The sequence below is a fragment of the Brevundimonas sp. FV1ye4L genome, from assembly GCF_058681255.1.
Genome location: NZ_CM178734.1, coordinates 452,959 through 475,875 on the forward strand (window position 1 = coordinate 452,959; position 22,917 = coordinate 475,875).

A 22,917-nucleotide genomic window follows, 5' to 3' on the forward strand; every position below is an offset into this window, starting at 1 on the left:
TCAACCGCTGCCTGCTATTCGTAGCTGACTTCCTCATAGCCGTGCGCCAGGTTGCCGAACCGGACCGTGTCGGCGTCGAAGGCCAGTTTGACGATGCCGATGGGGCCGTGGCGTTGCTTGCCGATGACGACCTCGGCCTGGCCTTGCAGCCGGTCCATGTCCTGCTGCCATTGCAGGTGTTCCTCGGTGCCTTCGCGCGGCTCGGCCCGGCCCAGGTAGTAGCTTTCGCGATAAACGAACATCACGCAGTCGGCGTCCTGCTCGATCGAGCCGGATTCGCGCAGGTCGGACAGTTGCGGCCGCTTGTCCTCGCGCTGTTCCACCTGACGCGACAGCTGCGACAGGGCGATGATCGGCACCGACAGTTCCTTGGCCAGGGCCTTCAAGCCGCCGGTGATCTCGGACACCTCCTGCACCCGGTTCTTCTGCCCGCCACTGTCGCCGGTCGTCACCAGTTGAAGATAGTCGACGATGATCAGATCCAGCCCGTGCTCCATCCGCTTCAGCCGTCGCGCCCGCGCGGCCAGCTTGGACATGGACAAACCGCCGGTGGCGTCGATGTAGAGGGGGCTCTCGCCGATCTCGACCGCTGCGTCGCGGAGCTTGCCGAAGTCGGTGGCGTCGATCTCGCCCTTGCGCAGCTTGTCGGACGACACGCCGGACGCATCGGCCAGGATCCGCATGGCCAGTTGTTCGGCGCTCATTTCCAGCGAGTAGAAGGCCACCACCCCGCCGTTGACCGTCTTGCGGCCCTCGGGCGTCGGCTCCCACTGATAGGCGCGGGCCACATTGAAGGCCATGTTGGTGGCCAGCGCCGTCTTGCCCATCGAAGGACGGCCGGCGAGGATCAGAAGGTCGGAGGGGTGCAGCCCGCCCAGTTTGCGGTCCAGGTCGTTCAGGCCCGTCGCCAGACCCGCCAGCTTGCCTTCGCGCTGATAGGCTTCGGCCGCCATCTGAACGGCGCCGGACAGGGCGTGGGAAAAGCTGACGAAACCGGACGACGGCTTGCCAGTCTCGGCGAGCGAATACAGGGTCTGTTCGGCCTGTTCGATCTGTTCGTCGGCGGGCGTCTCGGGATTGGGCGCCTCCTTGATGATCTCGCCGCCGATGCGGATCAGATCGCGGCGCAGGGCCGTGTCATAGACCACCCGCGCATAGTCGGGGGCATTGGCCGCCGGCGGCGCCCGGTCTACCAGATCGGCGAAATAGCGCAGGCCGCCGAACTCCTGGAAGGCGGGGTCCTGTTTGAACCGTTCCATCAGGATCGTCGGTTCGGCCAGCATGCCCTGGCGGATATGATCCTCGATCGCCTCGAACAGCCGCTGGTGGAAGGGCTCGTAGAAATGCTGGCCGCGCAGGCGGTCGCTGAGCCGTTCGAACACGCCGTTGTCGAACATCAGCGCGCCCAGCAGCGCCTGTTCCGCCTCCAGATTATGGGGCATCGAGGCGACGCCGCTGGAATCCATCGGCGAGGACGAGAAGGGCATGGGGGCGAAGGCGTTCATTGTCTTAACGCTTTATCCCTGACACGCGCCTGCGTCAGTCGGGGACGTCGCCGCGACCGTGGACAGATCGTCCGGCCTGTGGGTGAACCGGAATTCCTCAACCGCCGCGATCAGGCTCCGGCGGTCAGTCCCGCCATGGCGAAGATCCAGAAGATCCATTTCAGCCCGATGGCCTGACATGCCGCCCGGCCCCAGGAGACCTGCCGCTCCAGAAGATAGGCGCCGGTCACGATGCTCCAGACCCAGGTTGAGACCACCAGTCCCAGCCAGCCGTTGTCCCAGTGGATCGCGATGACATAGCCGGCGAACCCCCCCGCGACGCCGGGCCAAGCCCGTTTCAGGAACCGCCGCGACAGTTCGATCGGCAGGAGGGTGAACAGCGCAGCTTCGGCCGTCATGACGGCTAGGCCCAGTGCGAACAGGGCGGCGGGATGAGGTCCCTTCGGGGTGTGTGAGGTGTCGATTTCGCCCGACCCCAACAGCAAATCGAGTCCGGTCAGACCGCCCACAGTCAGCAGGGCGCCAGCGATAAATATGGCCGCTGAACGAAGCGCTGACGTGCGCGTAGCGGCGCCTCGGATCATGCCGGGCAGGGGTATTTCTGCGCCATCCATTCACGCACGGCCTGGGTCGTGCTGATGCTGCGCCGTTCGGCGGGAATGGTGTTGAACCGAGCCAGAATGTCGTCGGCCGAGAGGCTGACTTTATCCGGCATACAGGTGGCGGGGCGTCGTCCCGCAGCCGTCGCCGCAGTCTGTTCCGTGCGCACGGTCTGCACCGCGCCGCGGAACTCCCCCATCAGCCGACGGGTGTCGGACCGCAGCAGGGCGGTGGGGTTGCGGGGAATGCCGTTGGCGGTGGTCAGAAATTCCTGGACCGTCATGGCCTGTGCAGCGCCTGCGACCAGCGTCAGGGCTAGGACGCCCGCAGTGATTTTGGCCTTCATAGTATCCCCCTCCAAACGTGAACCACCAGATTGAGCGGCGATATGTGGCGCAACGGGGGCGCGAAGCGGGGGTGGTTCTGAAGCTTTGGTAATCTTCGCTCGCCAGGCGGACCAAGCAAAAAGGGGCGCGTCCCTTTCGGAACGCGCCCCTGATGTCTCGGCGATCCGTCGGATCAGGCTTCGTCGCCGAAGCCTTCTTGTTGACCGGCGCCGCCTTCGATCAGTTCCTGGGCCGATTGCTCGGCGGCCTGGCGCTCATCGTCGAACTGGCTGCGGATCACGTCCTCGCCCTTGGCTTGACGCTCGGCTTCATCCATCGAACGGGCGATGTTGATCTTGACCGATGCGCGGACCTCGGCGTGCAGGCGGACCGGCACTTCGTGGACGCCCAGGGTCTTGATCGCCGTGTTCAGGACGACCTGCGAACGCTCGACCTTGCCGCCTTCGGCCTGGATGGCCTCGGCGACGTCGCGGCCGGCGACCGAACCGTATAGGTGACCGGTTTCACCGGCCTGACGGATCATGATGTAGGTCTGGCCGTCGATCTTGTCGGCGACCTTCTGTGCATCGGCCTTGTTCTTCTCGTTGCGCTGCTCGATGGCGGCGCGGTCGAGTTCGAACGCCTTCAGGTTGGCGGCGGTGGCCCGGCGGGCCTTGTCGCGCGGCAGAAGGAAGTTACGGGCGAAGCCGTCCTTGACGGACACGACGTCGCCGATGGCGCCGAGATTCTCGACGCGTTCCAGCAGAACGACCTTCATCTTACTTCACCACATACGGCAGGAGGGCCAGATAGCGGGCGCGCTTGATGGCCTTGGCCAGTTCGCGTTGCTTCTTCTGGGAGACGGCGGTGATGCGCGAAGGCACGATCTTGCCGCGTTCGGAGACGTAACGCTGCAGCAGCTTCACGTCCTTGTAGTCGATCTTCGGCGCATTGGCGCCCGAGAACGGGCAGACCTTGCGGCGACGATAGAAGGGGCGGCGGCCGGCGGCGCCGGAGCCAGCCGGGGCGCCCGGGGTCGGGGCGGTGGTATCGGTCATGTTCCGGGTTCCTTATTCGGCGTCGGCGGCGGCGTCGTCGCGCGGGGTGCGCTCGCGCTCACGCTCGCGTTCACGCTCGCGGCGGGCCAGCAGCGGCGACAGTTCCAGGTCGAGTTCCTCGACGCGGACGGTCAGCCAACGCAGCACGTCTTCGTTGATGCCCAGCTGACGTTCGACTTCGGCCATGGCGGCCGGAGGGGCGTCGACGGCCAGCAGCGAATAGTGAGCCTTGCGGTTCTTCTTCACGCGGTACGTCAGGTTGCGCAGACCCCAGTACTCGATCTTGGCGACGGAACCGCCACCTTGCACGATCAGGTCCTTGATGGTGTCGTTCAGCGCTTCGGCCTGTTGCGCCGAGATATCCTGGCGCGTCATGACCGTGTGCTCGTAAAGAGCCATGCGGTAGTCTCCCTTGTGGGCGTCGGCGCGGAAACGACCGGGTAAGTCGATCCCCACGATGGCTCCTGGCGCGGCGGCCGGACCGAACGTCCAACCCTTTGGTGTTCCACGACAGGACCGAAGCCCTGGAAAGGCGGGGCCTATAGGGGAAAAGGGGCGGCGAGGCAAGGATGGTCGCAGGCGCTTGTGACGCTCCGCTAGCCCGCCTAAACCAACCCCATGCCGAAGCTGACGTCAGCGGTCGATCCGCAGAGCCCCAGATACAAGTCCCTGCACGCGCACAACAGCGCCCTGGTCGCCGAGCTTCGCGACCACGTGGCAAAGGCCGCGCGCGGCGGGTCCGACAAGTCGCGCGAACGCCATGTGGCCCGTGGCAAGCTGTTGCCTCGCGATCGGGTCGAGCGTCTGCTGGACCCCGGCTCGCCCTTTTTGGAGGTCGGTCAGCTGGCGGCCTATGGCATGTATGACGGCGAAGCCCCGGCCGCCGGCGTGATCGCGGGGATCGGCCGCGTCTCGGGTCGCGAGGTGATGATCGTCGCCAACGACCCGACGGTTAAAGGCGGCGCCTACTTCCCCATGACGGTGAAGAAGCACCTGCGGGCTCAGGAGATCGCCGAGCAGAACCGCCTGCCGTGCGTCTATTTGGTGGACTCTGGCGGGGCCAACCTGCCGCACCAGGCCGAGGTCTTCCCCGACCGCGACCACTTCGGCCGCATCTTCTTCAACCAGGCCCGGATGAGCGCCAAGGGCATCGCCCAGATCGCCTGTGTCATGGGTCTGTCCACCGCCGGCGGCGCCTATGTGCCCGCCATGTCGGACGAGACGATCATCGTGCGGAACCAGGGGGCCATCTTCCTGGCCGGCCCGCCCCTGGTGAAGGCCGCCACGGGCGAGGTCATTTCGGCCGAGGAACTGGGCGGGGCTGAGACCCACGGCCGTCGCTCGGGCGTGGTGGATCATGTGGCCGAGAACGACGAACATGCGCTTGAGATCGTCCGCTCTATCGTCGCCAATCTAAACACGACCAAGTCGGTGGACATGGACGTGCGCGAGCCCCGCGCGCCGGCCTTCGCGGCCGAAGAGTTGTATGGCCTGATCCCTGACGACGTCCGCGCCCCCTATGATGTGCGCGAGGTCATCGCCCGGCTGGTGGACGGATCCGAGTTCGATGAGTTCAAGGCCTTGTACGGCTCGACCCTGGTCTGCGGTTTCGCTCGCATCTGGGGCTATCCGGTCGCCATCCTGGCCAACAACGGCGTCATTTTCTCCGAGAGCGCCCAGAAGGGCGCGCACTTCATCGAACTGGCCTGCAAGCGGAAGATCCCGCTGCTGTTCCTGCAGAACATCTCGGGCTTCATGGTCGGCGGCAAGTACGAGGCCGGGGGCATCGCCAAGGACGGCGCCAAGCTGGTCACCGCCGTCGCCAGCGCCGAAGTGCCCAAGTTCACCGTCCTGATCGGCGGCAGCTTCGGAGCCGGAAATTACGGCATGTGCGGCCGCGCCTATTCCCCGCGCTTCCTCTTCACCTGGCCCAACAGCCGGATCGGCGTCATGGGCGGGGAACAGGCGGCTTCGGTCCTGGCCACTGTCCACCGCGACGCGGAGACCTGGTCGCCCGAGGAGGCCGAGGCCTTCAAGGCGCCGATCCGTCAGAAGTATGAGGACGAAGGCAATCCCTATTACGCGACGGCGCGTCTTTGGGACGACGGCATCATTGATCCTGCGCAAACACGGGATGTGCTCGGTCTGGCTATATCGGCGAGCCTGAACGCGCCGATCCCGGAGACCACGTTCGGCCTCTTCCGGATGTAACCTATTCTTCCGCCCTTCGTTGGAAGCGGAACCTCAGATGGAGACGACCATGGCCGAGCAACCGACCGAAGCTGAACTGAACGCCCTGGACGTCACCGACGCCGAGGCGGCGGAGATCAACAGCATCGCCCATCCGCTGCTGGCCGACGCTGCGCCGGACGCCAATGACGACCTGGTCCAGATCCGGTCCACCGCCGATGGCGTCGTCTTCGTCACCATCAACCGGCCGGCCAAGAAGAACGCCTTCGACGCCGCCACCATCGCCGCCCTGCACGAAGCGTTCGAAACCCTGCACGGCGCCGACCATGTGCGCGCCGTGTTTGTTCGCGGGGCGGGCGGAACCTTCAGCGCCGGGGCTGACCTAAACTGGATGCGTGACGCCGCCGACTGGTCCGAGGCGGACAACCGCGACGACGCCCTGGGCCTGGCGAAGATGTTGAAGGCGCTGCACGATGTGCCTGCCCTGACGTGCGCCATCGTCGAGGGCGCCGCCATGGGCGGTGGAGCGGGCATTGTCGCGGCTTGCGACATGGCCGTGGCGGTCGAGGGCGCGCGTTTCGCCTTCTCCGAGGTCAAGCTGGGCTTGATCCCGGCGACGATCGCCCCCTATGTGATCGAGGCCGTCGGCGCCCGCCGCGCCCGCCAGCTGTTCCTGACCGGCAACAGTTTCGACGCCGACTACGCCGCCCACGCGGGTCTGATCGACCTGGTTCTGCCCGAAGGGTCGGTGGACGAATTTATCGCCATGCTGACGGACAGCCTGACCGGAAACGCGCCCGGGGCCATGGGCGAGGCCAAACGACTGGTCAACGACATCGCCGGCCACAAGATCGATAGCGGCCTGCTGGACGACACGGCCAAACGGATCGCCCGCGCTCGTGTCTCGCGCGAAGGCCAAGAGGGGGTCAGGGCGTTCCTGGACAAGCGCAAACCCGATTGGGCGGGGTGACCGCTTCTCAGGCGCCGATTGTCGAATATTGACCCTTGCGGGGGTTCCAATCGGCGCCTCAGGCGTTAGACCCGCCCCATGTTGAGCGCTTCCCCTATCGCAGAAGCCGTCGCCGCTGGGCGTCAGGCCGTCGCCGTCGACACCGTCATGATCGCCAAGATCACCGACATGGCCGGCGACTTCGCCATCAATCTGACCGTCGCCGCCCTGATTTTCGCAGCGACGCTGTTCGCGGCGAAATGGGCGGCGCGGCTGGCCCGCAACGCCCTGTCGCGGATCGGGGCCTTCCGGCACGATCAGACGGTGCTGAGCTTCGGCGTTCAGGTGGTCAGGGTGGTGGTGATCATCATCGGCATGATCGCCGTCCTGCAGCGGCTGGGGGTGCAGACGACCTCCATCATCGCCGTGCTCGGCGCCGCCTCGCTGGCGGTCGGCCTGGCGCTGCAAGGGACGCTGTCGAACGTGGCGTCGGGGATTATGCTGCTGGTGTTGAGGCCTTACCGGGTCGGCGACGTGGTCGATGTGGGCGGCATGGCCGGCACGGTGCAGCGGCTGGATCTGTTCACGACCCAGCTGTCGAACGCCAATAACCACAAGATCGTCATTCCCAATTCCAAGGTGCTGAGCGATCCCCTGACCAATCTGACGGGTCAGCAGACCCGTCGGATCGAGATCAATTTCGGCGTCGGCTATGGCGACGACCTGAACAAGGCGCGCTGCGTCCTGGCCGACATGGCGGCGGCGCACGAGAAGGTGCTGGACGATCCGCATCCATGGACGGGCGTGACCGGGCTGCTGGACAGCGCGGTTCAGGTGACTCTCCACGCCTGGGTCAAGGTCGAGGACTGGTGGCAGACCCAGGCGGATCTGATGCAGGCCGGCAAGGAAGCGCTGGACGCCGCCGGGATCGAGATTCCCTTCCCGCATCAGGTCGCCGTGCCCTATGGCGACGAGGATGTCATGCCGGTCGTTCGTGTGCGGACGATTGAAGACGGCAAGAGCGATTTGACGGCGAAGAAGAGCTGATGCGTTACGATTTCGGATCCGACAACACCGCCGGCATGGCGCCCAGCGCCGTCGATGGCCTGATCCAGGCCAACGCCGGATTCGCTCCTTCCTATGGCGCTGACGAGATGACGGCGCGGGCCGCCGACGAGATCCGCCAGAGGCTGGACGCCGACGCCGACATACGGTTCGTCTTCAGCGGCACGGCGGCGAACGCCATCGCCCTGTCGATGCTGGCCTTCCCCTTCGAGGCGGTGATGGCCCACCATACGGCCCACGTCTGCACGGATGAGACGGGCGCGCCTGGGTTCTTCGGCCAGGGCGTCGGCCTGATCGGCCTGCCCGGCCTGTCGGGCCGGATCGATCCGCTGGCGCTGAAGGCGCAGCTGGCCGAGCCTGAGGTCGGCCATCGACAGCCGCCGGCGGCCCTGTCCCTGACCCAGGCCACCGAGTATGGCGCGGTCTATACCGAGGAGGAGCTGCGCCATCTGATTGAGCCGGTGAAGGCGAGGGGCTATGGCGTCCATATGGACGGGGCGCGGCTGGCCAATGCGGCGGCGGCGGGTTTCGACCTGAAGGATATTCCGCGCCTGGGCGTCGACATCCTGGTGTTCGGCGGGGCCAAGGCTGGCGCCAACTGCGTCGAGGCGATCGTGCTGTTCGACAAGAGCCTGGGGCGGCGGCTGGACAACCGGTTGAAACAGGCCGGGCAGGTGGCGTCCAAGGCGCGGCTGCTGGCCGGACCGATGCTGGGCCTGCTGGAGAGCGGCGACTGGGAATCGGGCGGCGCCCACGCCAATCTGATGGCGCAACGGCTGGCTGGGGGTGTGGCGACCCGTTCGCCGTATGTGCTGGCGCACCCCGTTGAGGCCAATACGGTGTTTGTGCGGATGCCGGCCGAGGCGCACCAGAGGCTGAACGCCCTGGGCTGGGCCTGTTATCGGTTCGACGACGGATCGGTGCGGTTCGTCTGTTCCTGGGCGACCCGGGAAGAGGTCGTCGACGAACTGCTCGAAGCGATCGCGGGCCTGAACTGAGCCGTCGGGCGTCTGCGGCCTTTTCCCGGTCGCATAGACTGTCCATATGCGGAGCATGGCAATGCGCGGAGAGCGCTCCGGCGGCCGGCGCGACCCTATGGTCAAGGCGCAACAGGCGGGGAGCATGCAGGAAAAGACGGAAGGGCCCCCGACGCTGAAGGCGTTGGCGGATCTGGTGCGGCTGGTTGGCCGGTCGGGGGCTCCGCATTTGCGGTTGCGTCTGGCTTCGGCCATCGGGCTGACGCTGGCGGGCAAGGGGCTGGGGGTGCTGGCCCCGCTGGTGCTGGGCGCGGCGGTGAACCGGCTGGCGGCCGGGCAGGGGGCGGCCGTGGCGGTCGGCTGGGGCTTTGCGGCCTTCGCCGTGGGTTGGGCCCTGGTGCGGTTTCTGTCGTCGGCGGCGCCGCAGTTGTCGGATGTCGTGTTCGCCCCCGTCCGCGCAGCCGCGCAACGGACGACGGCGGCCGAGGCCTTCGCCCATGCGCTGAGCCTGTCCTTGGATTTCCACCAGACCAAACGGTCTGGCGCCCTGTCGCGGACGATGGATCGCGGGTCGCGGGCGGTGGATTTCCTCCTCCGCATCCTGGCCTTCAACCTGGTTCCGACAGGGTTGGAGCTGATTCTGGCGGCGGCCGTGCTGGGCGGCAAGTACGATTGGCGCTTCGCCGCCGTCGCGGTGGCGGTGGTGGTGGTCTACACGGTCACGACCTTCGCCCTGTCCAACTGGCGGCTGGAGCATCGGCGGGTGATGAACGCCGCCGATTCCGAGGCGGCGGGCGTCTCGGTCGACGCCCTGCTGAACTATGAGACGGTCAAGTCGTTCGGAGCCGAAAGTCGAGCGGCCCAGACCTATGATCGGGCGCTGGGGGACTACGCCCAGGCGTCGCTGAAGGCCAATAGTTCTCTGGCCCTGCTGAACGGGGTGCAGGCCCTGATCATGAACATCGGCCTGGGCGTCATGGCGGTGATGGCCGGGTTCGAGGCCGCGGCCGGGCGGATGGGGCCGGGGGACGTGACGGCGGCGGTGTTGATCATGATCTCGCTGTACGCCCCGCTGAACATCCTGGGCTTCGCCTATCGCGAGATCCGCCAGTCCTTTATCGACATGGAGGAGATGCTGAAGGTGACGCGCCAGACGCCGCAGGTCGCCGACGGGGCCGACGCGACGCCTCTACCGCGCCCGGCGGACGCGCGCGGCGCGTCGGTCGAGTTCCAGCATGTCGGGTTCCGCCATGACGCCCGGGCCAATGGTCTGGAAGACGTCAGCTTCGTCGCCGCGCCGGGAACGACCACGGCCTTGGTCGGACCTTCGGGCGCCGGCAAATCAACCATCGTCAAGCTGGCGCTAAGGCTGATCGATCCCCAGGAGGGTCGGGTGCTGATCGATGGTCACGACGCACGCGACGTGACCCAGGCTTCGCTACGGGCGGCGGTCGCTCTGGTGCCGCAGGATGTGGCCCTGTTCAACGACACCCTGTACGCCAACATCGGCTTCGCCCGCCCGGATGCTGAAGACGCCCAGGTGTGGGAGGCGGCCGAGGCGGCCGAGCTGTCAGACTTCATTCGCGGCCTGCCCGACGGCATGGCGACGCGGGTCGGCGAACGCGGGCTGAAGCTTTCAGGGGGAGAACGCCAGCGAGTGGGGATCGCCCGCGCCCTCCTGGCCGACCCCTGTATCCTGATCCTGGACGAGGCCACCAGCGCCTTGGACAGCCGCACCGAGGCCGCGATCCAGAAAACCTTGAGACGAGTCAGCGCCGGTCGCACCACCCTGGTGGTGGCGCACCGGCTATCGACGGTGGCGGACGCCGATCAGATCCTGGTTCTGAAGGCCGGGCGGATCGTCGAACGTGGAGCCCACCATGAACTGGTGGCGCGGCTGGGCGGGGAATACGCCGCCCTGTGGCGCAAGCAGACGCGGACGGGTCGGGCGGTTCAGGCCTGAGCTTGAGGAAGCTTGCGTTTGAGGACCTCGCCGAGGTTGGCCATGATGGCCGTGCGCGCCTCGGGCGTTTCGGGGGCGTCGGCCGGAAGGGCCAGCAACAGCTTCATGGCCTGGGCGTGGACCGTGGCGATACGCCAATCGAAGCCGCCCTCGCGCGGGGCGGCGTCCAGAAGGTCGCACAGGCCCTTGGCCGCCGTGCAAAGGTCGTCCAGAGCGAAGGGGCTGGCGGCGTCGATGATCTGGCTTGAAGCGGCGTAGGCGGCATCCAACCGGCTGGATTCGGAGATGTCGGATGCGGACTCGGCCAGCAGGGCGGCAATGTTCTCGACGATGATGGCGTGGCCTTGGTCTTTCAGCGCATCCAGATTGGCTTTGGCCTGGGCCAGGGCGACGCCGACGCTGACGCCGCCGGGACGATCAATCATCTCGGCAAGGCGGGAGGGCCGTCTGGGGTGGGTGATGACCGTCATGCGAATTCCACCGTCTTGGTGCTGATCATGCGGCCGCGCCGCTCCTCGCCCTCATAGCCGTCGTTTCGAAACCGGCGGTCCGGCCCCAGGTAGTCGCCGACCTCAAGGAAAGGGCGGTCGTCGCGAGCGACCCACAGGATCCGTTCCAGCAGGAGGGCGGCGCTGAAGGGCTTGGTCACGACGAAGTTGGCGCCGCAGTCGCGCGCCTCGGCCACCCGTCCTCGGCGGATGTGACTGGCGGTCATGATGACGGGCGTGAAGGCGTTTGGGTTAGGCCCAGAACGTCGCAGCCAACGCACCAGTTCGAATCCGTCAATCTCGGGCATGTCGGTGTCGACCAAAAGCAGATCGACCGGTTTTTCCTGAAGGATACGCCGCGCCTCGACGCTTCGCCCGATGGTGAAGGCGGGGCGGACGCCGAAGCCCGCGAGCACACCTGTCGTAAGGGCCAGGGAGAACGGGGAATCATCGACGACCATGGTGATGGCGCCGCTCAAGTTGAAAACCGCGCTGTCCCTCAGAGAGTCGCCCGCCGCCATGCCCGCCAATGCTCTGTCCGATAAGACCGGCAGGGTCGCGCCATATGATGGACGGGCGATTAACGCCGTTCGGTCAGAGGGTGCCGATCGCGTAGAATCGGTCGGCGCGCCGGGTCTTGATCTGCTGCGGCGACAGGCCTTCGAAGCCCTTCAACTCTTCGGCCAGGACGTCGCCGACATTGGCCATGGCGGCGTCGCGATCGGCGTGCGCCCCGCCGACGGGTTCGTCGATCAGACGATCGACAATCTTCAGACCCATCAGATCCGGGCCGGTGATCTTCATCGCCATGGCCGCGTCGCGCGCCCGGGCGCCGTCGCGCCACAGGATGCCGGCCGCGCCCTCGGGCGAGATGACCGAATAGATCGAATGCTCCAGCATCAGCACGCGGCTGGCCGCCGCGATAGCGATGGCGCCGCCCGATCCGCCTTCGCCCGTGATGGTGGCGATGGAGGGCACGCCCAGGGTCAGGCAGCGTTCGGTCGAGCGGGCGATTGCCTCGGCCTGTCCGCGCTCCTCGGCGCCCAGGCCCGGATAGGCGCCTGCGGTGTCGATGAAGCTGAGAACCGGCAGGCCGAACTGTTCGGCCATGTCCATCAGGCGCACGGCCTTGCGATAGCCCTCGGGCCGGGCCATGCCGAAGTTGTGGGTGATGCGGGTTGCGGTGTCATGGCCCTTTTCGTGGCCCATGATCACGACCGGACGGCCCCGGAAGCGGGCGAGGCCGCCCAGGATGGCCTGGTCGTCGCCGAACTGGCGGTCGCCGTGCAACTCGTTCCAGTCGGTGAACAGGCTTTCGACGTAATCGATGAAATGCGGCCGCTGGGGGTGGCGCGCCACCTGGGTTTTCATCCAGGGGTCGAGACCGGCGTAGGTCTTCTTGCGCAGTTGCTCGGCCTTCTTGCGCAGCCCGGCGATCTCGGCGTCGAAGCCGCCGGAGGTCTCGGACAGGGCCGACAGTTCCTCGATCTTGGCTTCCAGATCGGCGATCGGCTTTTCGAAGTCGAGATAGTGCGTGGCCATAAAGGCGTCCGGGACTGCAGGCGGGAAAACCGCCCCTAGGGAAGGCGGGGGAAACTAGAGAGGTCGGCGCGATGGGGCAAGCGGCGGTTCAATCATCCCGCGCCAAGGGGTGGTTCTGCTGGACGACCTGGGCCAGGCGGTCGGTGGCGATATGGGTGTAGATCTGGGTCGTGGCGATGTCGGCGTGGCCCAGCAGGGTCTGGACGACGCGCAGGTCGGCGCCGCCCTCCAGCAGGTGGGTGGCGAAGGCGTGACGCAGGACGTGGGGACTGACGCGGGCGGGGTTGATCCCCGCCGTGATCGCCGCCCCGTCCAGCAGTTGGGCGAAACGGCGCGGGGTCAGATGGCCGGTGCGGCCCGTCGAGGGGAAGAGCCAGGGACTGTCGGGCGCCTCGGGCTTTCGCCCGGCGTCGCGGGCGGTCAGCCAGGCCTTGATCGCCTCGCGGGCGGCGGTGTTCAAGGGCGCGAGCCGTTCCTTGCCGCCCTTGCCGCGCACGATCAGATAGGTTGGGTCGCGGCGCACGGCCTCGACCTTAAGTCCCAGAAGCTCCGACACTCGAAGACCTGAGGCGTAAGCCATTTCGACCAGTGCGACCAGGCGCAGGCCCGCTGCCGCGTCACGAGCGGCGGAAGCGGCCAGCAGGCGGTCGATCTCGTCGCGGCTGAGCAGTTTGGGCAGGGGGCGGCCCTGCCGGGGCGCGTCCAGACGGCGGGACGGATCGTCGGTCCGCCATCCCTCGGCCAGGGCGAAGCGATAGAACTGGCGCGCGGACGAACGACGGCGCGCGGCGGTGGCGGCGGACAGGCCGCGGCGCGACAGGTCGGCGAACCAAGCCTCGACGGCCGCCGCGTCCGCCTTCAACAGACCACCAGCCGGCGAGAGGGCCGCCTCGGCGTCGCTCAGATCCCGCCCATAGGCCGACAGGGTATGGGGCGATGCGTCGCGTTCGACCGCCATCATTTCCAAAAAGGCTTCGATCTGGGGCGTCATGCCGCAATCCGTCCTGCGAACGGATGGCGTGTGGTCAGGCTTGGTGTAGAGGTTTTCAGGATCATGCCTGCCTTCGTCGCCGCCTTCGCCGTTTCCTCGACCGTCCGTTCCGCCGGAGCCGCCGGATGAGGCGGCGCGCGAATCCGGGACCGAGCCGCACCATAGCCCTGGTCGGACTGATGGGGGTGGGCAAATCGTCGGTCGGACGCCGACTGGCTAACCGACTGAGGCTGCCGTTCGCCGATGGGGATGTGGAGATCGAATCGGCGGCGGGAATGACCGTGTCCGAAATCTTCGCTGCTCTGGGGGAAGACGAGTTCCGGGCCGGCGAAGCGCGGGTGATCCGCCGCCTGCTGGAGGGGCCGCCCATTGTGCTGGCCACCGGCGGCGGGGCGATGATGAATGCGGAGACACGGGCTCTGCTGAAGGAACGGGCCGACACGGTCTGGCTGAGGGCTGATCTGAAGGTCATTGCCGAACGGGTGGCGCGTCGCGACACCCGGCCGCTGCTACGCGGCAAGGACCCGCTGACGGTGCTGACCGACCTGGCCGAGGCCCGCTATCCAATCTATGGCGAGGCTGACGTGGCCGTGGATGTGGGGCAGGGCTCTCACGGTCAGGCGGTGGACGCCATTCACAAGAACCTGCGCCGGCACTGGCGCCAGAGACGGCGCGCGGAGACGAAGACGTGACGATCATTCCAGTCAGCGGCGGGGCCTTCGCGGCCTATGACGTCGTGGTGGGACGCGGGCTGTTGGCCCAGGCGGGCGAACGGATCGCGCCGCTGGCCAAGGGCCGGATCGTCATCGTCACCGACGAGACCGTGGCCCGCATTCACGCGCCGGCCCTGACGGCGTCGCTGACGGCGGCGGGCGTGAAGAGCGAGATCGTGGCGGTGCCGGCGGGCGAGGGGTCGAAGTCCTTCACCCAGTTGGAGCAGGTGCTGAACCGACTGTTGGAGATCGGGCTGGACCGCAAGGACGTCGTCATCGCCCTGGGCGGCGGCGTGGTCGGCGACCTCGCTGGACTGGCGGCCGCGCTGTACATGCGTGGGATCGACTTCGTGCAGATCCCGACGACCCTGCTGGCCCAGGTCGATTCGTCCGTCGGCGGCAAGACCGCCATCGACACGCCGCGCGGCAAGAACCTGGTCGGCGCCTTCCATCAGCCGCGTCTGGTGCTGGCGGATATCGACGTGCTGGCGACCCTGCCGGCGCGGCAGGTGAAGTCGGGCTGGGCCGAGGTGCTGAAGCACGGGCTGATCTGCGACGCGGGCTTCTTCGACTGGCTGGCGGGCGAAGGGTCGGCTGGCGCGACGGGGGATCCGGCGGCGCTGGAACGGGCCGTGATCCGCTCGGTCGAGATCAAGAGCGCCGTGGTCGGCGAAGACGAGAAGGAGGCGGGGCGGCGCGCCCTGCTGAACCTGGGCCACACCTTCGGCCATGCGGTGGAGACGGAGGTGGGGTTCGACGAAGACGCGCTGGCGCACGGCGAAGCCGTGGCCTTGGGGTGCTGTATGGCCTTCCGCTATTCGGCGCGCGAGGGACTGTGTTCGGCTGAGGACGTGGCGCGGGTCGAGGCGGTGGTCGCGGCGGCGGGCCTGCCGAATCGGCTGGGTCAGGCCGGGTCGTTCGCGGCCGAACGGCTGCTGGCCCTGATGGCGGGGGACAAGAAGGCCGAGGGCGGGGCGCTGACCCTGATCCTGGCGCGCGGCGTCGGCCAAGCTTTCGTGTCCAAGGGCGTGGATGCGGACAAGGTACGCGCCTTCCTGATTGAGGAAGGCGCGACGGCGTGATGCGGATCGCTACGGTCCCGCTGGAGGATCGGTTCGTGCGGCTGGAGCCGTTCGAGGACAGGCTGAAAGACGAGGTCCGCGCGGCGCTGGACTGCGATCCCGAGGCATGGTCGGCTCGGCCCAGGGGGAGTATTTCGACGGCTGGTGGGAGAGCGCGCTGAAGGCCATGCGGGCCGGGACGCGGATCGCCTATGCGGTGCGGCGGCGCTCAGACGGGGCGGTGGTCGGCACGACCAGCCTGTACGAGATCAACCCGGCCTATCGCCGCTGCGAGATAGGCTCGACCTTTTATCGGCCCGAAGTGCGCGGCGGACCGATCAATCCGGCCTGCAAGCGGCTGTTGCTTGGCCACGCCTTCAACGCAGGCGCGGTGCGGGTGGAGATCATCACCGACGCCCTCAACGCCCGGAGCCAGGCGGCGATCCTCAAACTGGGCGCCAAGGCCGAAGGCGTTCTGAGGAAGCACAAGATCACCTGGACGGGGCGTGCGCGGGATACGGCCATGTTTGCGGTGATCGATGAAGACTGGCCGGTGGTTCGCGACGGCTTGGATCAGCGGCTGTCGGGTTTCGCCTAATCCACCGCCCGGCATTGCGTCGGCTGGCGGCCTTCGACGGACCAGGTGGCCAGGACGCCCTTGCCGCGCAGTTCGACGTTGGAGGCGCGGTACCAGATGCCGTCGGCGGCCCGTTCCTGGTACAAATCGATGGCCTCGCCGGACGAGTTGCGGATGGTGGCCATCTGGCGGGGATTGTCGAAATCGACCGACAGGCGTTCGCCGTTGTCGCACAGATAGACGGTGTGGACGACGCGGTTCAGGGTGCGGTCCTGGACCTCGGCGCCGGTGCGCTTGCGGGCGGTCTGGGCCTCGATGGCGCGTTCCTTGACCTCGTCGCCGGTGCTGGGCGCCTTGTCGGGGTCGGGACCGCAGGCCGTCAGGAGAAGGGCGGCGGCGAGGCCGCTGAACATGATCGACGGCGGCAGGCCCGGCTTGGACAAGGCGATACTCCTCACAACGGCGCCGCTTGGCGCCGCGGTCTAACGTGCGCCGCTCGCCGCTGTTCCCCTCCGTTGACGGAAGAAGGACTTCAGCAGGGCGGACGCCTCCTCGCCCAGAAGACCCGAGTCCGTCGTCGGGCGCCAGTGGCAGGTCGGTTGTTCGAACAGGCGGGGGCCGTGGATGACGGCGCCGCCCTTGGGATCGTCGGCGGCCCAGACGACGCGGCCGATTCGGGCGTGGCTGATGGCGCCGGCGCACATGGCGCAGGGTTCCAGCGTCACATAGAGGGTGAGGCCGGTCAGTCGGTAGTTCTGCAGCGCCGTCGCCGCGCCTCGCATGGCGACGATCTCGGCGTGTGCCGTGGGGTCGTGCGCGGCAATCGGACCGTTGGCGCCGGTCGAAATTACCTCACCTGAGGCAGGATCGACAAGAATTGCGCCCACAGGCACCTCTCCTGCGTCCGCCGCCGCTTGCGCTTGGTCCAGCGCCATGCGCATGAACCGCTCATCATGGTCCGCCATACAGACGACAACGACAAGAAGCCCCGCGCCCGTCAAGACGAACGGTCGCCTCGGCCCTTTAAATCCTCCGGTCCTCGCAAGAGCGGCGACGGGACGAAATCATTCGGCGACAAGCCGCGCAGCCCTCGCGAAGACGGTCCCAAGCGGTTCGGCGACAAGCCGGACCGAGGCGACCGGCCGCGCGCCGGCAAGGACGGCAAGCCGTCGTCCGGTTCGGGCAAGAGCGACACGCCCCTGCGCGCCGAGCGAATCGCCAAGACCATGGCCCGCGCCGGCATCGCCTCGCGGCGCGAGGTCGAACGGCTGATCGGTCTGGGCAAGGTGGCGGTCAACGGCCGCATCCTGGACACGCCCGCCACCCTGGTGACGCGTGACGACGTGATCACGGTGGACGGCAAGCCCATCGGTTCGACCCAGGCGACGCGGGTCTGGCGCTATCACAAGCCGGCCGGCCTGCTGACCAGCCACAGCGATCCGACCGGACGGCCGACCGTGTTCGACGCCCTGCCGGCGGGTCTGCCGCGCGTGATCTCGGTCGGGCGGCTCGACCTGGCGACCGAGGGCCTGCTGCTGCTGACCAATGACGGCGAACTGAGCCGGGCGCTGGAACTGCCGGCGACCTCGCTGGTGCGTCAGTACCGGGCGCGGGCGCGGGGCAAGATCACCCAGGCGCAACTGGACGCGCTGAAGGACGGCGTGGTCGTGGACGGCGTCTCCTATGGCCCCATCGAGGCGACCCTGGACAAGGCCAAGGAGTCCAAGTCCGAGGACGGCAAGGCCCCGGCCAACCTGTGGATCTCGGTCTCGATCACCGAGGGCAAGAATCGCGAAGTCCGCAAGGTGCTGGAATCGGTCGGGCTGACGGTCAACCGTCTGATCCGCCTGGCCTATGGTCCGTTCCGTCTGGACGTCCTGCCCATCGGCTCGGTCGAAGAGGTCGGGCCGCGCGTAATCCGCGAACTGCTGGCCGACTACATCCGGCCCGAGAACCTGCCGACCGGCAATACGGTCGAGACTCCCGCGCCCATCCCCGGTCGCCGGGTGTCGACGCCGATCGTCAAGGGACGCTCGGGCTCGGCCATGTCGGACCCGTCGCGCAAGCCCAGCCGTGTCCGCGCCGCCGAAACGGCCCAGGCCGACGCGGTCGAGCGCCGCGAGCGTCCGCCGAAGAAGGAAGGCTGGGCCAAGGCTGCGCCCAAGACCGGCCATCCGAAGAAGAGCTTCAAGCCCCGCGAGGGCGCCCCGACTGACGGCGAACGCCCGGCCCGCACCTACAAGCCGCGCGAGGAGGGCGATCGTCCCGCACGGGCCTTCAAGCCCCGCGAGGGGGCTCCGGCCCGCAGCAGCGACGGACCCAAGCGCGAGTACAAGCCGCGCACGGCGGGCGCCGACGCGGGCAAGCGGGAGTTCAAGCCCCGCGGGTTCGGCGCGGCCTCGCCCAGCGGACGCGAAACCCGGCCGCCTCGCACCGGCGGCGGCAAGCCGGCGGGGCCTTCGGGCACCAGCGGCCGCGCGCCGGGGGGCAAGCCCCGCACGCCGCGCTAAGAGGCGAACGGAGACCTGACGATGGATGCACGCCTGTCCGGCCGGTGCCTGTGCGGCGCGGTGACGTTCACAGCCACGTCTAACGGCGGCATGCACGCCTGCCATTGCCCCACCTGCCGGCGGCAGTCAGGCGGCATCCTGTTCAGCGTCGATTGCGGCGACAGCGTTGAGGTCCAGGGGGATGTGGCGACCTACGTCTCGTCCGACTGGGCCACGCGGCAGTTCTGCCCGTCCTGCGGGACCGGCCTGTTCTGGCGCGCCAACGACGGCGGGATCACCATGGTCTCGGCCCAGGCGTTCGACGATCCGACGGCTTTTGCGCTGGAGGATGAGTTCTGCATCGAGAGCAAGCCGGCGACCTATGCGCTGGCGGGCGACCGGCCGCGCCTGACCACCGAAGAACTGTGGGCCCAGTTCTCGCCGCCCCAGGACTGACGCCATGCGGATCGTTGCGGGAAGCCTGAAGGGCCGGACCATCGTCGCGCCGGAGGGGCAGGGCACGCGCCCGACCTCGGACCGGGCGCGGCAGGCCGTGTTCAATGTGCTGGAGCATGCCGCGTGGGCCGAGAGCCTGAACGGCGCGCGGGTCATCGACCTGTACGCCGGATCGGGCGCCCTGGGGTTCGAGGCGATCAGTCGGGGGGCGGGCTTCTGCCTGTTCGTCGAGACCGATGACGGGGCGCGGGGCGCGATCCGCGAGAACGCCGACGCCTATGGGGTGATGGGGCGCACGCGGGTGCATCGGCGCAGCGCGACGGACCTGGGCGTGCGGCCCGGATCGGACGGCGAGGCCTTCGACATCGCCTTTCTGGACCCGCCCTATGGCAAGGGTCTGGGAGAGCAGACGCTGGCGCGGCTGCTGGAGGGGAACTGGCTGAAGCCCGGCGCCCTGGTGGTGTTCGAGCGCGGCTCGGACGAGCCCGACATCGACACGCCGGGCTATGACCGGCTGGACGCGCGGGATTATGGCGCAGCGCGAGTGCTGTTCCTCCGGGTCGCCTAATCCGGACCTACGGGGCGTCTATTTCCAACGCCTCCAGCGCCGCCCGATGCGCCGCCATCCGACGGCGGCAGCGGCGGGCGTGACGCAGGTAATAGCCGATGCAGATCACCAGGAAGACGAACATCCCGGCGATGACGGCCCCGGCGGGGCCCCGCGCGGGATCGACCGTCGTCAGGACGACGAGCAGGAAGATCATGGCCGCCACGCTGATGGCGACGCCGGACAGGGCCCAGCGATAGCCGGTGCGAGCCTGACCCAGGGCGAAGCGCAGCCCGGCCTGGGGCGTCTCGGTCAATAGGCCGGGATGGTCGCGTCGCGCCCAGACGGTCAGGCCCAGAGCCACGAGGACGAAGGCCAGGCCGGCCGCGAGCGGGGCCAGGGGAATGCCGCGATACGCGCCCCAGCCCACGACCCCCAGCACGACGACCCCGCCGCCCATCTCCAGCCAGAAATTGAGCCGCGCCAGTCGGTCGCGGCGGCGCAGCGACCGGATGAAGCCGGCGTCCAGGCGGGGTTCGGGGTCGGGGGTCTCGGTCCAGGCCTGGGTCAGGTCGGTCCAGTCGTCATCAGGGCGGGTCATGGGCGGACCTCTTGGGACGGTGTGGGGTTCAGCGCCTCGCGCAGCGCGGCCTTGGCGCGGGTCAGGCGGATGGACACGGCGTTGGGCTTCAGGCCCAGCATGTCGGCGATCTCGGCCGGGGCGAAGCCTTCCAGGGTCAGAAGCGCCGGCTGGCGCAGCGACAGAGGCAGGGCGCGCACCGCCTGGCCCAGTCGGTCGTGCAGATCCCGCGTCTCGGCCGCCTCGTGCGGGGTGGGGGCGTCCGAGGGGGCGGCCTCGTCCAGGGGCTGGCGGCGCGGCTCGGCCGCCTCGCGCGCCACATGGGTGACGGCGCGGTTGTGGGCCACGCGGGCGATGAAATGGCGCAAGGGCGCCTCGCCCCGGTGCTTGGGCAGGGCGCGCCAGACGGCCAGCAAGATGTCCTGCTCCAGTTCGCGCCGCCGCTCGCGATCCGCCTCATAGGCCGAGGCGATGCGGCGCAGCATGCCGCCGTGCTCGGCCAGCAGGGCCTCAAAGGTCTGGTCGCGTCCCAAGCGCGGCGGTCTCCGTGAAAAATCGTCGGTCGGGATGAAAGACTCAGGAACCGGCCGAGACTTTCAGGTCAGGCGTCGAAAAACAAAGGAGTTCGCCATGACCATTGAGACAGGGACCGTAGAGACGCCGAAAAAGGGCGTGCTGACGCGCGGTAAGGGATTTTTGAGGGCCCTGGCGGCGGCCCTGCTGGTGGCGGCGGTGTGCGCCTGGGCCGGGTTCGGGTTGGGCCTCTATCTGGATCTGGATCGCGGGGCGCGCATCACCCTGGCCATCGTCGCGGCGGTGACGACCGAGGCCCTGTTCTGGACCACGGCGGCCCTGCTGGGCGTGTCGGTGGTCGAGGCGCGCAAGCGCATCTGGCGCAAGATCACGGGACGGGGGACGCCCGAAGCCGCGCCGCCAGCTGTTCCGCCGCAGCCGTAACCTCGGCCCAGGTGATCTCGAACCCGGCGTCGTCGCCGAAATAGGGATCGGTCACGGCCTGGCCCTCGCGGCCGGGCACGTGGTCGAGCAGCAGGCTGAGTTCCGCGACGCCGTCGGCGGGGGCGATCCGGCGCAGATTGGCCAGGTTGTCGTGGTCCAGGGCGATGACGTGGGTGAAGCGGCGGAAGTCGGCCGGCGTCACCTGCCGGCCCTGATAGCCGGAAATATCGATCCCATGTTTGCGCGCCACGGCCTGGGCGCGCGGATCGGGCGGATGGCCGACATGCCAGTTCCCCGTGCCGGCGGACTCGACGATCAGGTCGAGGCGCAGGCGTTCAGCCTCGGCGCGGAGGGCGGCCTCGGCGAGGGGGGAGACAGATGTTGCCGAGGCAGACGAATAGGATGGAGGGCATGGGCTACTTTGAAGGAGCGGCAAAGTTTATGTCTGAAAGCTCTGTTGGCACCGCCCTGATTGGGCGTGGAGACCGCTATGACCCGTGTAGGATGCGCAGGGCCTCTCGCAGGTCGATGCGGAATCTATAACCATGTTGGTCTAGCAAGCCGAGGAGCTGAGAACCGTCGATAAGCGTGAGGGGCTTGCCTTTCGCGAACTGGTGGGCGTCAGGGCCGAATGAACTTGTGGTAACCAAAAACCCCTTGCTTGCACCCTCATTCTGCACCGTTCCGAACAGATCGCGTACGGCTGAAACTTCGACAGTATTCACGTAGCGTTTGGCCTGTATCACGTACTTTCCGCCCATAATCGGGTCGGGGTCGTAGACTAAAGCGTCCACCCCGTAATCGCGACTGGCACGAGTTACATGGACCTCGGCACCAGAGCTACGAGCGCTGAACATCTTTGCGAATAGTTCACGTACCACGTGCTCAAAATCCTCCCAATCCATCGCCGCGAGATTTGTAGAGACGTCCAGAGAGTCTACAACGTTGCGGCCCTCCACAATGCGGCGGTCGTCCTTATCGAAATGCAGTAGCGGTTTGACGGAAGCGATTTCGTCGTAGCTTGGCGTCTCGACGCCTCGCAGGCTGCGGAAACACTTCTTGGGATCTACCTCCGAAATGTTCAATTGCTCGAACTCTTCACGCGTCGCGGTCATCGACGCGACGATCTCGTGCCGAGGTTGGCCGTTGCGCCTGTCTATGTAGGCTAAGCGGACGTTTACCCCAACCAACCGAACGGACTCCATCTCAGGGGATGCGTAAACCTCATGTACGATGCGCAGAGGTAGAACGTGATTGATGCTCTGCTGAGCGGCCCGTCGTGCTCGTTCGCTGACCGGCTTTCGGGCGGACGACTTCAGTAGTGTCGTCAAGGGGACTCGTTCAAAGTCAGGCGCGTCTATTATGAGCAGCAGGACGCCGGACTCAGGATCGAACTGCGCTTCAAAAATCCTAGGAAAGTCGGCCGGTAATGGGATGGCCCGCCACAGCGCGAGAGCCAGCGCTTCTACGCCGCCAGTATGGTTCTGGGATGCCTCGTCCAACAGGCGTTCGAGTGCCCCCCGATCTTTAGCGATAGCTTCGGCGTTCGCGGCTCGCTCTCGCGCATCCTCCGTCTTCGCTTCTGCAAGAGCAGTATTCAGCGCAATTCTGCGGTCGTCGTAGGCTTTTTGCGCCGCAACCGCCCTTTCGTGATTTTCCTCGTAGTCTTTGACTAGCCGATCATGGTTCTGCTCGTACGTCTTATGACTGCGTTCATAGCGTCGCCACTCTTGACTGAAGGCTGCCATCGCGGCGGCGTATCTGCGTTGCTCTTCATAGCTCGGTCCCGGTTCGCCAAACACTGCACGGCTGAGCCGACGCAATGCTGTGTCTTCGCCTGCGGGGGCGCGGAATTCCTCAGGTCGTGGCTCCAAAGGCGGGTT

General features: G+C 67.4%; 27 protein-coding genes and 1 pseudogene. 12 read left to right on the forward strand and 16 right to left on the reverse strand.

Translation table 11 applies throughout. The features are described from left to right. Positions 1-14: 14 nt before the first annotated feature. The 6 genes from ACW17X_RS02205 to rpsF form a co-directional block, all read right to left on the reverse strand. Positions 15-1,505, reverse strand: coding sequence for a replicative DNA helicase (locus tag ACW17X_RS02205; protein ID WP_492087139.1), 1,491 nt, complete (start codon positions 1,503-1,505; stop codon positions 15-17). A 110-nt stretch (positions 1,506-1,615) separates the two neighbouring features. Next, positions 1,616-2,119 carry a hypothetical protein gene (locus ACW17X_RS02210; protein WP_492099456.1) on the reverse strand — a complete coding sequence of 168 codons (504 nt, stop codon included), beginning with the start codon at positions 2,117-2,119 and terminating at the stop codon, positions 1,616-1,618. Next, positions 2,086-2,451: a hypothetical protein gene (locus ACW17X_RS02215; protein ID WP_492099457.1), complete on the reverse strand. Its 366-nt coding sequence runs from the start codon at positions 2,449-2,451 to the stop codon at positions 2,086-2,088. Before ACW17X_RS02215 ends, ACW17X_RS02210 begins: the two co-directional genes overlap by 34 nt. 173 nt (positions 2,452-2,624) lie before the next feature. After that, positions 2,625-3,209, reverse strand: a complete 585-nt coding sequence (rplI, locus tag ACW17X_RS02220) for a 50S ribosomal protein L9 (protein ID WP_271165877.1) — start codon at positions 3,207-3,209, stop codon at positions 2,625-2,627. Between the two features lies 1 nt (position 3,210). Further along, positions 3,211-3,489: a 30S ribosomal protein S18 gene (gene rpsR, locus ACW17X_RS02225; RefSeq protein WP_008259463.1), complete on the reverse strand. Its 279-nt coding sequence runs from the start codon at positions 3,487-3,489 to the stop codon at positions 3,211-3,213. A 12-nt stretch (positions 3,490-3,501) separates the two neighbouring features. Further along, a complete protein-coding gene (gene rpsF, locus ACW17X_RS02230; RefSeq protein WP_040349448.1) occupies positions 3,502-3,888 on the reverse strand; it encodes a 30S ribosomal protein S6 in 387 nt (128 codons plus the stop codon). A gap of 219 nt (positions 3,889-4,107) precedes the next feature. On the opposite strand from rpsF, the gene ACW17X_RS02235 reads away from it, so the two are divergent. The 5 genes from ACW17X_RS02235 to ACW17X_RS02255 all read left to right on the forward strand — a co-directional run bounded on the left by ACW17X_RS02235 (position 4,108) and on the right by ACW17X_RS02255 (position 10,633). Continuing rightward, complete coding sequence (locus ACW17X_RS02235; RefSeq protein ID WP_492099459.1) at positions 4,108-5,700, forward strand: carboxyl transferase domain-containing protein; 1,593 nt, start codon at positions 4,108-4,110, stop codon at positions 5,698-5,700. 49 nt (positions 5,701-5,749) lie between these two features. Further along, positions 5,750-6,649, forward strand: a complete 900-nt coding sequence (locus tag ACW17X_RS02240; protein ID WP_492099462.1) for an enoyl-CoA hydratase-related protein — start codon at positions 5,750-5,752, stop codon at positions 6,647-6,649. 78 nt (positions 6,650-6,727) lie between these two features. Then, positions 6,728-7,675 (forward strand): mechanosensitive ion channel family protein, encoded by a 948-nt coding sequence (locus tag ACW17X_RS02245; protein ID WP_492087135.1) that lies wholly within the window; start codon positions 6,728-6,730, stop codon positions 7,673-7,675. Beyond that, entirely contained in the window at positions 7,675-8,691 is a 1,017-nt protein-coding gene (locus ACW17X_RS02250; RefSeq protein WP_492099464.1) for a threonine aldolase family protein, read from the forward strand. Before ACW17X_RS02245 ends, ACW17X_RS02250 begins: the two co-directional genes overlap by 1 nt. 61 nt (positions 8,692-8,752) lie before the next feature. Then, positions 8,753-10,633 (forward strand): ABCB family ABC transporter ATP-binding protein/permease, encoded by a 1,881-nt coding sequence (locus tag ACW17X_RS02255; RefSeq protein WP_492099466.1) that lies wholly within the window; start codon positions 8,753-8,755, stop codon positions 10,631-10,633. On the opposite strand, the gene ACW17X_RS02260 is transcribed toward ACW17X_RS02255, so the two are convergent. From ACW17X_RS02260 to ACW17X_RS02275, 4 genes are all read right to left on the reverse strand, one after another. Next, complete coding sequence (locus tag ACW17X_RS02260) at positions 10,624-11,103, reverse strand: chemotaxis protein CheE (RefSeq protein WP_492099467.1); 480 nt, start codon at positions 11,101-11,103, stop codon at positions 10,624-10,626. The two genes, ACW17X_RS02255 and ACW17X_RS02260, sit on opposite strands and share 10 nt — an antisense overlap. Next, positions 11,100-11,600: a response regulator gene (locus tag ACW17X_RS02265; RefSeq protein ID WP_492087131.1), complete on the reverse strand. Its 501-nt coding sequence runs from the start codon at positions 11,598-11,600 to the stop codon at positions 11,100-11,102. Before ACW17X_RS02265 ends, ACW17X_RS02260 begins: the two co-directional genes overlap by 4 nt. A 115-nt stretch (positions 11,601-11,715) precedes the next feature. After that, positions 11,716-12,663 (reverse strand): acetyl-CoA carboxylase carboxyltransferase subunit alpha, encoded by a 948-nt coding sequence (locus ACW17X_RS02270; protein ID WP_492099468.1) that lies wholly within the window; start codon positions 12,661-12,663, stop codon positions 11,716-11,718. A gap of 88 nt (positions 12,664-12,751) precedes the next feature. Continuing rightward, entirely contained in the window at positions 12,752-13,654 is a 903-nt protein-coding gene (locus tag ACW17X_RS02275; RefSeq protein ID WP_492099469.1) for a site-specific tyrosine recombinase XerD, read from the reverse strand. A 125-nt stretch (positions 13,655-13,779) separates the two neighbouring features. Here ACW17X_RS02275 and ACW17X_RS02280 point away from each other — a divergent pair, with 125 nt between their 5' ends. The 3 genes from ACW17X_RS02280 to ACW17X_RS02290 all read left to right on the forward strand — a co-directional run bounded on the left by ACW17X_RS02280 (position 13,780) and on the right by ACW17X_RS02290 (position 16,026). Continuing rightward, on the forward strand, positions 13,780-14,346 hold the full coding sequence (locus tag ACW17X_RS02280) for a shikimate kinase (protein ID WP_492099470.1): 567 nt from the start codon (positions 13,780-13,782) through the stop codon (positions 14,344-14,346). After that, positions 14,343-15,449, forward strand: coding sequence for a 3-dehydroquinate synthase (gene aroB, locus ACW17X_RS02285; protein WP_492099472.1), 1,107 nt, complete (start codon positions 14,343-14,345; stop codon positions 15,447-15,449). The genes ACW17X_RS02280 and aroB overlap by 4 nt, the downstream gene beginning before the upstream one ends. Before the next feature lie 106 nt (positions 15,450-15,555). Then, positions 15,556-16,026, forward strand: a complete 471-nt coding sequence (locus tag ACW17X_RS02290; RefSeq protein WP_492099474.1) for a GNAT family N-acetyltransferase — start codon at positions 15,556-15,558, stop codon at positions 16,024-16,026. Here the strand turns inward: ACW17X_RS02290 and ACW17X_RS02295 are convergent. Together ACW17X_RS02295 and tadA are read right to left on the reverse strand one after the other, a co-directional pair. Next, positions 16,023-16,448, reverse strand: coding sequence for an MliC family protein (locus tag ACW17X_RS02295; protein WP_492087125.1), 426 nt, complete (start codon positions 16,446-16,448; stop codon positions 16,023-16,025). The two genes, ACW17X_RS02290 and ACW17X_RS02295, sit on opposite strands and share 4 nt — an antisense overlap. Before the next feature lie 39 nt (positions 16,449-16,487). After that, on the reverse strand, positions 16,488-16,946 hold the full coding sequence (gene tadA / locus ACW17X_RS02300) for a tRNA adenosine(34) deaminase TadA (RefSeq protein WP_492100427.1): 459 nt from the start codon (positions 16,944-16,946) through the stop codon (positions 16,488-16,490). Positions 16,947-16,958: 12 nt separating this feature from the next. Between tadA and ACW17X_RS02305 the strand changes: the two genes are divergently transcribed. From ACW17X_RS02305 to rsmD, 3 genes are read left to right on the forward strand one after another with little or no spacing between them, the layout of a single operon-like run. Beyond that, entirely contained in the window at positions 16,959-18,515 is a 1,557-nt protein-coding gene (locus ACW17X_RS02305; protein ID WP_492099476.1) for a pseudouridine synthase, read from the forward strand. A 21-nt stretch (positions 18,516-18,536) separates the two neighbouring features. Next, complete coding sequence (locus tag ACW17X_RS02310) at positions 18,537-18,950, forward strand: GFA family protein (RefSeq protein WP_492099477.1); 414 nt, start codon at positions 18,537-18,539, stop codon at positions 18,948-18,950. 4 nt (positions 18,951-18,954) lie between these two features. Next, positions 18,955-19,518, forward strand: a complete 564-nt coding sequence (gene rsmD, locus ACW17X_RS02315) for a 16S rRNA (guanine(966)-N(2))-methyltransferase RsmD (protein ID WP_492099479.1) — start codon at positions 18,955-18,957, stop codon at positions 19,516-19,518. A 7-nt stretch (positions 19,519-19,525) separates the two neighbouring features. Here the strand turns inward: rsmD and ACW17X_RS02320 are convergent, their stop codons facing one another. Together ACW17X_RS02320 and ACW17X_RS02325 are read right to left on the reverse strand one after the other, a co-directional pair. Next, positions 19,526-20,098, reverse strand: a complete 573-nt coding sequence (locus tag ACW17X_RS02320) for a hypothetical protein (protein ID WP_492099481.1) — start codon at positions 20,096-20,098, stop codon at positions 19,526-19,528. After that, the gene (locus tag ACW17X_RS02325; RefSeq protein WP_492099483.1) at positions 20,095-20,610 is read right to left on the reverse strand and encodes an RNA polymerase sigma factor; all 516 of its coding nucleotides are present in this window, start codon (positions 20,608-20,610) and stop codon (positions 20,095-20,097) included. The genes ACW17X_RS02320 and ACW17X_RS02325 overlap by 4 nt, the downstream gene beginning before the upstream one ends. 97 nt (positions 20,611-20,707) lie before the next feature. Between ACW17X_RS02325 and ACW17X_RS02330 the strand changes: the two genes are divergently transcribed. Continuing rightward, positions 20,708-21,034 (forward strand): hypothetical protein, encoded by a 327-nt coding sequence (locus ACW17X_RS02330; protein ID WP_492099485.1) that lies wholly within the window; start codon positions 20,708-20,710, stop codon positions 21,032-21,034. On the opposite strand, the pseudogene ACW17X_RS02335 reads toward ACW17X_RS02330, so the two are convergent. Both ACW17X_RS02335 and ACW17X_RS02340 read right to left on the reverse strand, forming a co-directional pair. Beyond that, a pseudogene (locus ACW17X_RS02335) lies at positions 20,979-21,447 on the reverse strand (low molecular weight protein-tyrosine-phosphatase). The gene ACW17X_RS02330 and the pseudogene ACW17X_RS02335 sit on opposite strands and share 56 nt — an antisense overlap. Positions 21,448-21,522: 75 nt before the next feature. Beyond that, positions 21,523-22,857 carry a restriction endonuclease gene (locus ACW17X_RS02340; RefSeq protein WP_492099486.1) on the reverse strand — a complete coding sequence of 445 codons (1,335 nt, stop codon included), beginning with the start codon at positions 22,855-22,857 and terminating at the stop codon, positions 21,523-21,525. Between the last annotated feature and the right edge of the window lie 60 nt (positions 22,858-22,917).

Coding starts and splice junctions, on each gene's coding strand:
- ACW17X_RS02235 (WP_492099459.1), top strand. CDS start 4,108: ATGCCGAAGCTGACGTCAGCGGTCGATCCGCAGAGCCCCAGATACAAG.
- ACW17X_RS02260 (WP_492099467.1), bottom strand. CDS start 11,103: ATGACGGTCATCACCCACCCCAGACGGCCCTCCCGCCTTGCCGAGATG.
- ACW17X_RS02205 (WP_492087139.1), bottom strand. CDS start 1,505: ATGAACGCCTTCGCCCCCATGCCCTTCTCGTCCTCGCCGATGGATTCC.
- rpsR (WP_008259463.1), bottom strand. CDS start 3,489: ATGACCGATACCACCGCCCCGACCCCGGGCGCCCCGGCTGGCTCCGGC.
- ACW17X_RS02320 (WP_492099481.1), bottom strand. CDS start 20,098: ATGACCCGCCCTGATGACGACTGGACCGACCTGACCCAGGCCTGGACC.
- tadA (WP_492100427.1), bottom strand. CDS start 16,946: ATGCGCATGGCGCTGGACCAAGCGCAAGCGGCGGCGGACGCAGGAGAG.
- ACW17X_RS02290 (WP_492099474.1), top strand. CDS start 15,556: ATGGTCGGCTCGGCCCAGGGGGAGTATTTCGACGGCTGGTGGGAGAGC.
- ACW17X_RS02270 (WP_492099468.1), bottom strand. CDS start 12,663: ATGGCCACGCACTATCTCGACTTCGAAAAGCCGATCGCCGATCTGGAA.
- rpsF (WP_040349448.1), bottom strand. CDS start 3,888: ATGGCTCTTTACGAGCACACGGTCATGACGCGCCAGGATATCTCGGCG.
- ACW17X_RS02310 (WP_492099477.1), top strand. CDS start 18,537: ATGGATGCACGCCTGTCCGGCCGGTGCCTGTGCGGCGCGGTGACGTTC.
- ACW17X_RS02280 (WP_492099470.1), top strand. CDS start 13,780: ATGAGGCGGCGCGCGAATCCGGGACCGAGCCGCACCATAGCCCTGGTC.
- ACW17X_RS02330 (WP_492099485.1), top strand. CDS start 20,708: ATGACCATTGAGACAGGGACCGTAGAGACGCCGAAAAAGGGCGTGCTG.
- rplI (WP_271165877.1), bottom strand. CDS start 3,209: ATGAAGGTCGTTCTGCTGGAACGCGTCGAGAATCTCGGCGCCATCGGC.
- ACW17X_RS02275 (WP_492099469.1), bottom strand. CDS start 13,654: ATGACGCCCCAGATCGAAGCCTTTTTGGAAATGATGGCGGTCGAACGC.
- ACW17X_RS02215 (WP_492099457.1), bottom strand. CDS start 2,451: ATGAAGGCCAAAATCACTGCGGGCGTCCTAGCCCTGACGCTGGTCGCA.
- ACW17X_RS02305 (WP_492099476.1), top strand. CDS start 16,959: ATGGTCCGCCATACAGACGACAACGACAAGAAGCCCCGCGCCCGTCAA.
- ACW17X_RS02210 (WP_492099456.1), bottom strand. CDS start 2,119: ATGGATGGCGCAGAAATACCCCTGCCCGGCATGATCCGAGGCGCCGCT.
- ACW17X_RS02250 (WP_492099464.1), top strand. CDS start 7,675: ATGCGTTACGATTTCGGATCCGACAACACCGCCGGCATGGCGCCCAGC.
- ACW17X_RS02255 (WP_492099466.1), top strand. CDS start 8,753: ATGCGCGGAGAGCGCTCCGGCGGCCGGCGCGACCCTATGGTCAAGGCG.
- ACW17X_RS02245 (WP_492087135.1), top strand. CDS start 6,728: ATGTTGAGCGCTTCCCCTATCGCAGAAGCCGTCGCCGCTGGGCGTCAG.
- ACW17X_RS02240 (WP_492099462.1), top strand. CDS start 5,750: ATGGCCGAGCAACCGACCGAAGCTGAACTGAACGCCCTGGACGTCACC.
- rsmD (WP_492099479.1), top strand. CDS start 18,955: ATGCGGATCGTTGCGGGAAGCCTGAAGGGCCGGACCATCGTCGCGCCG.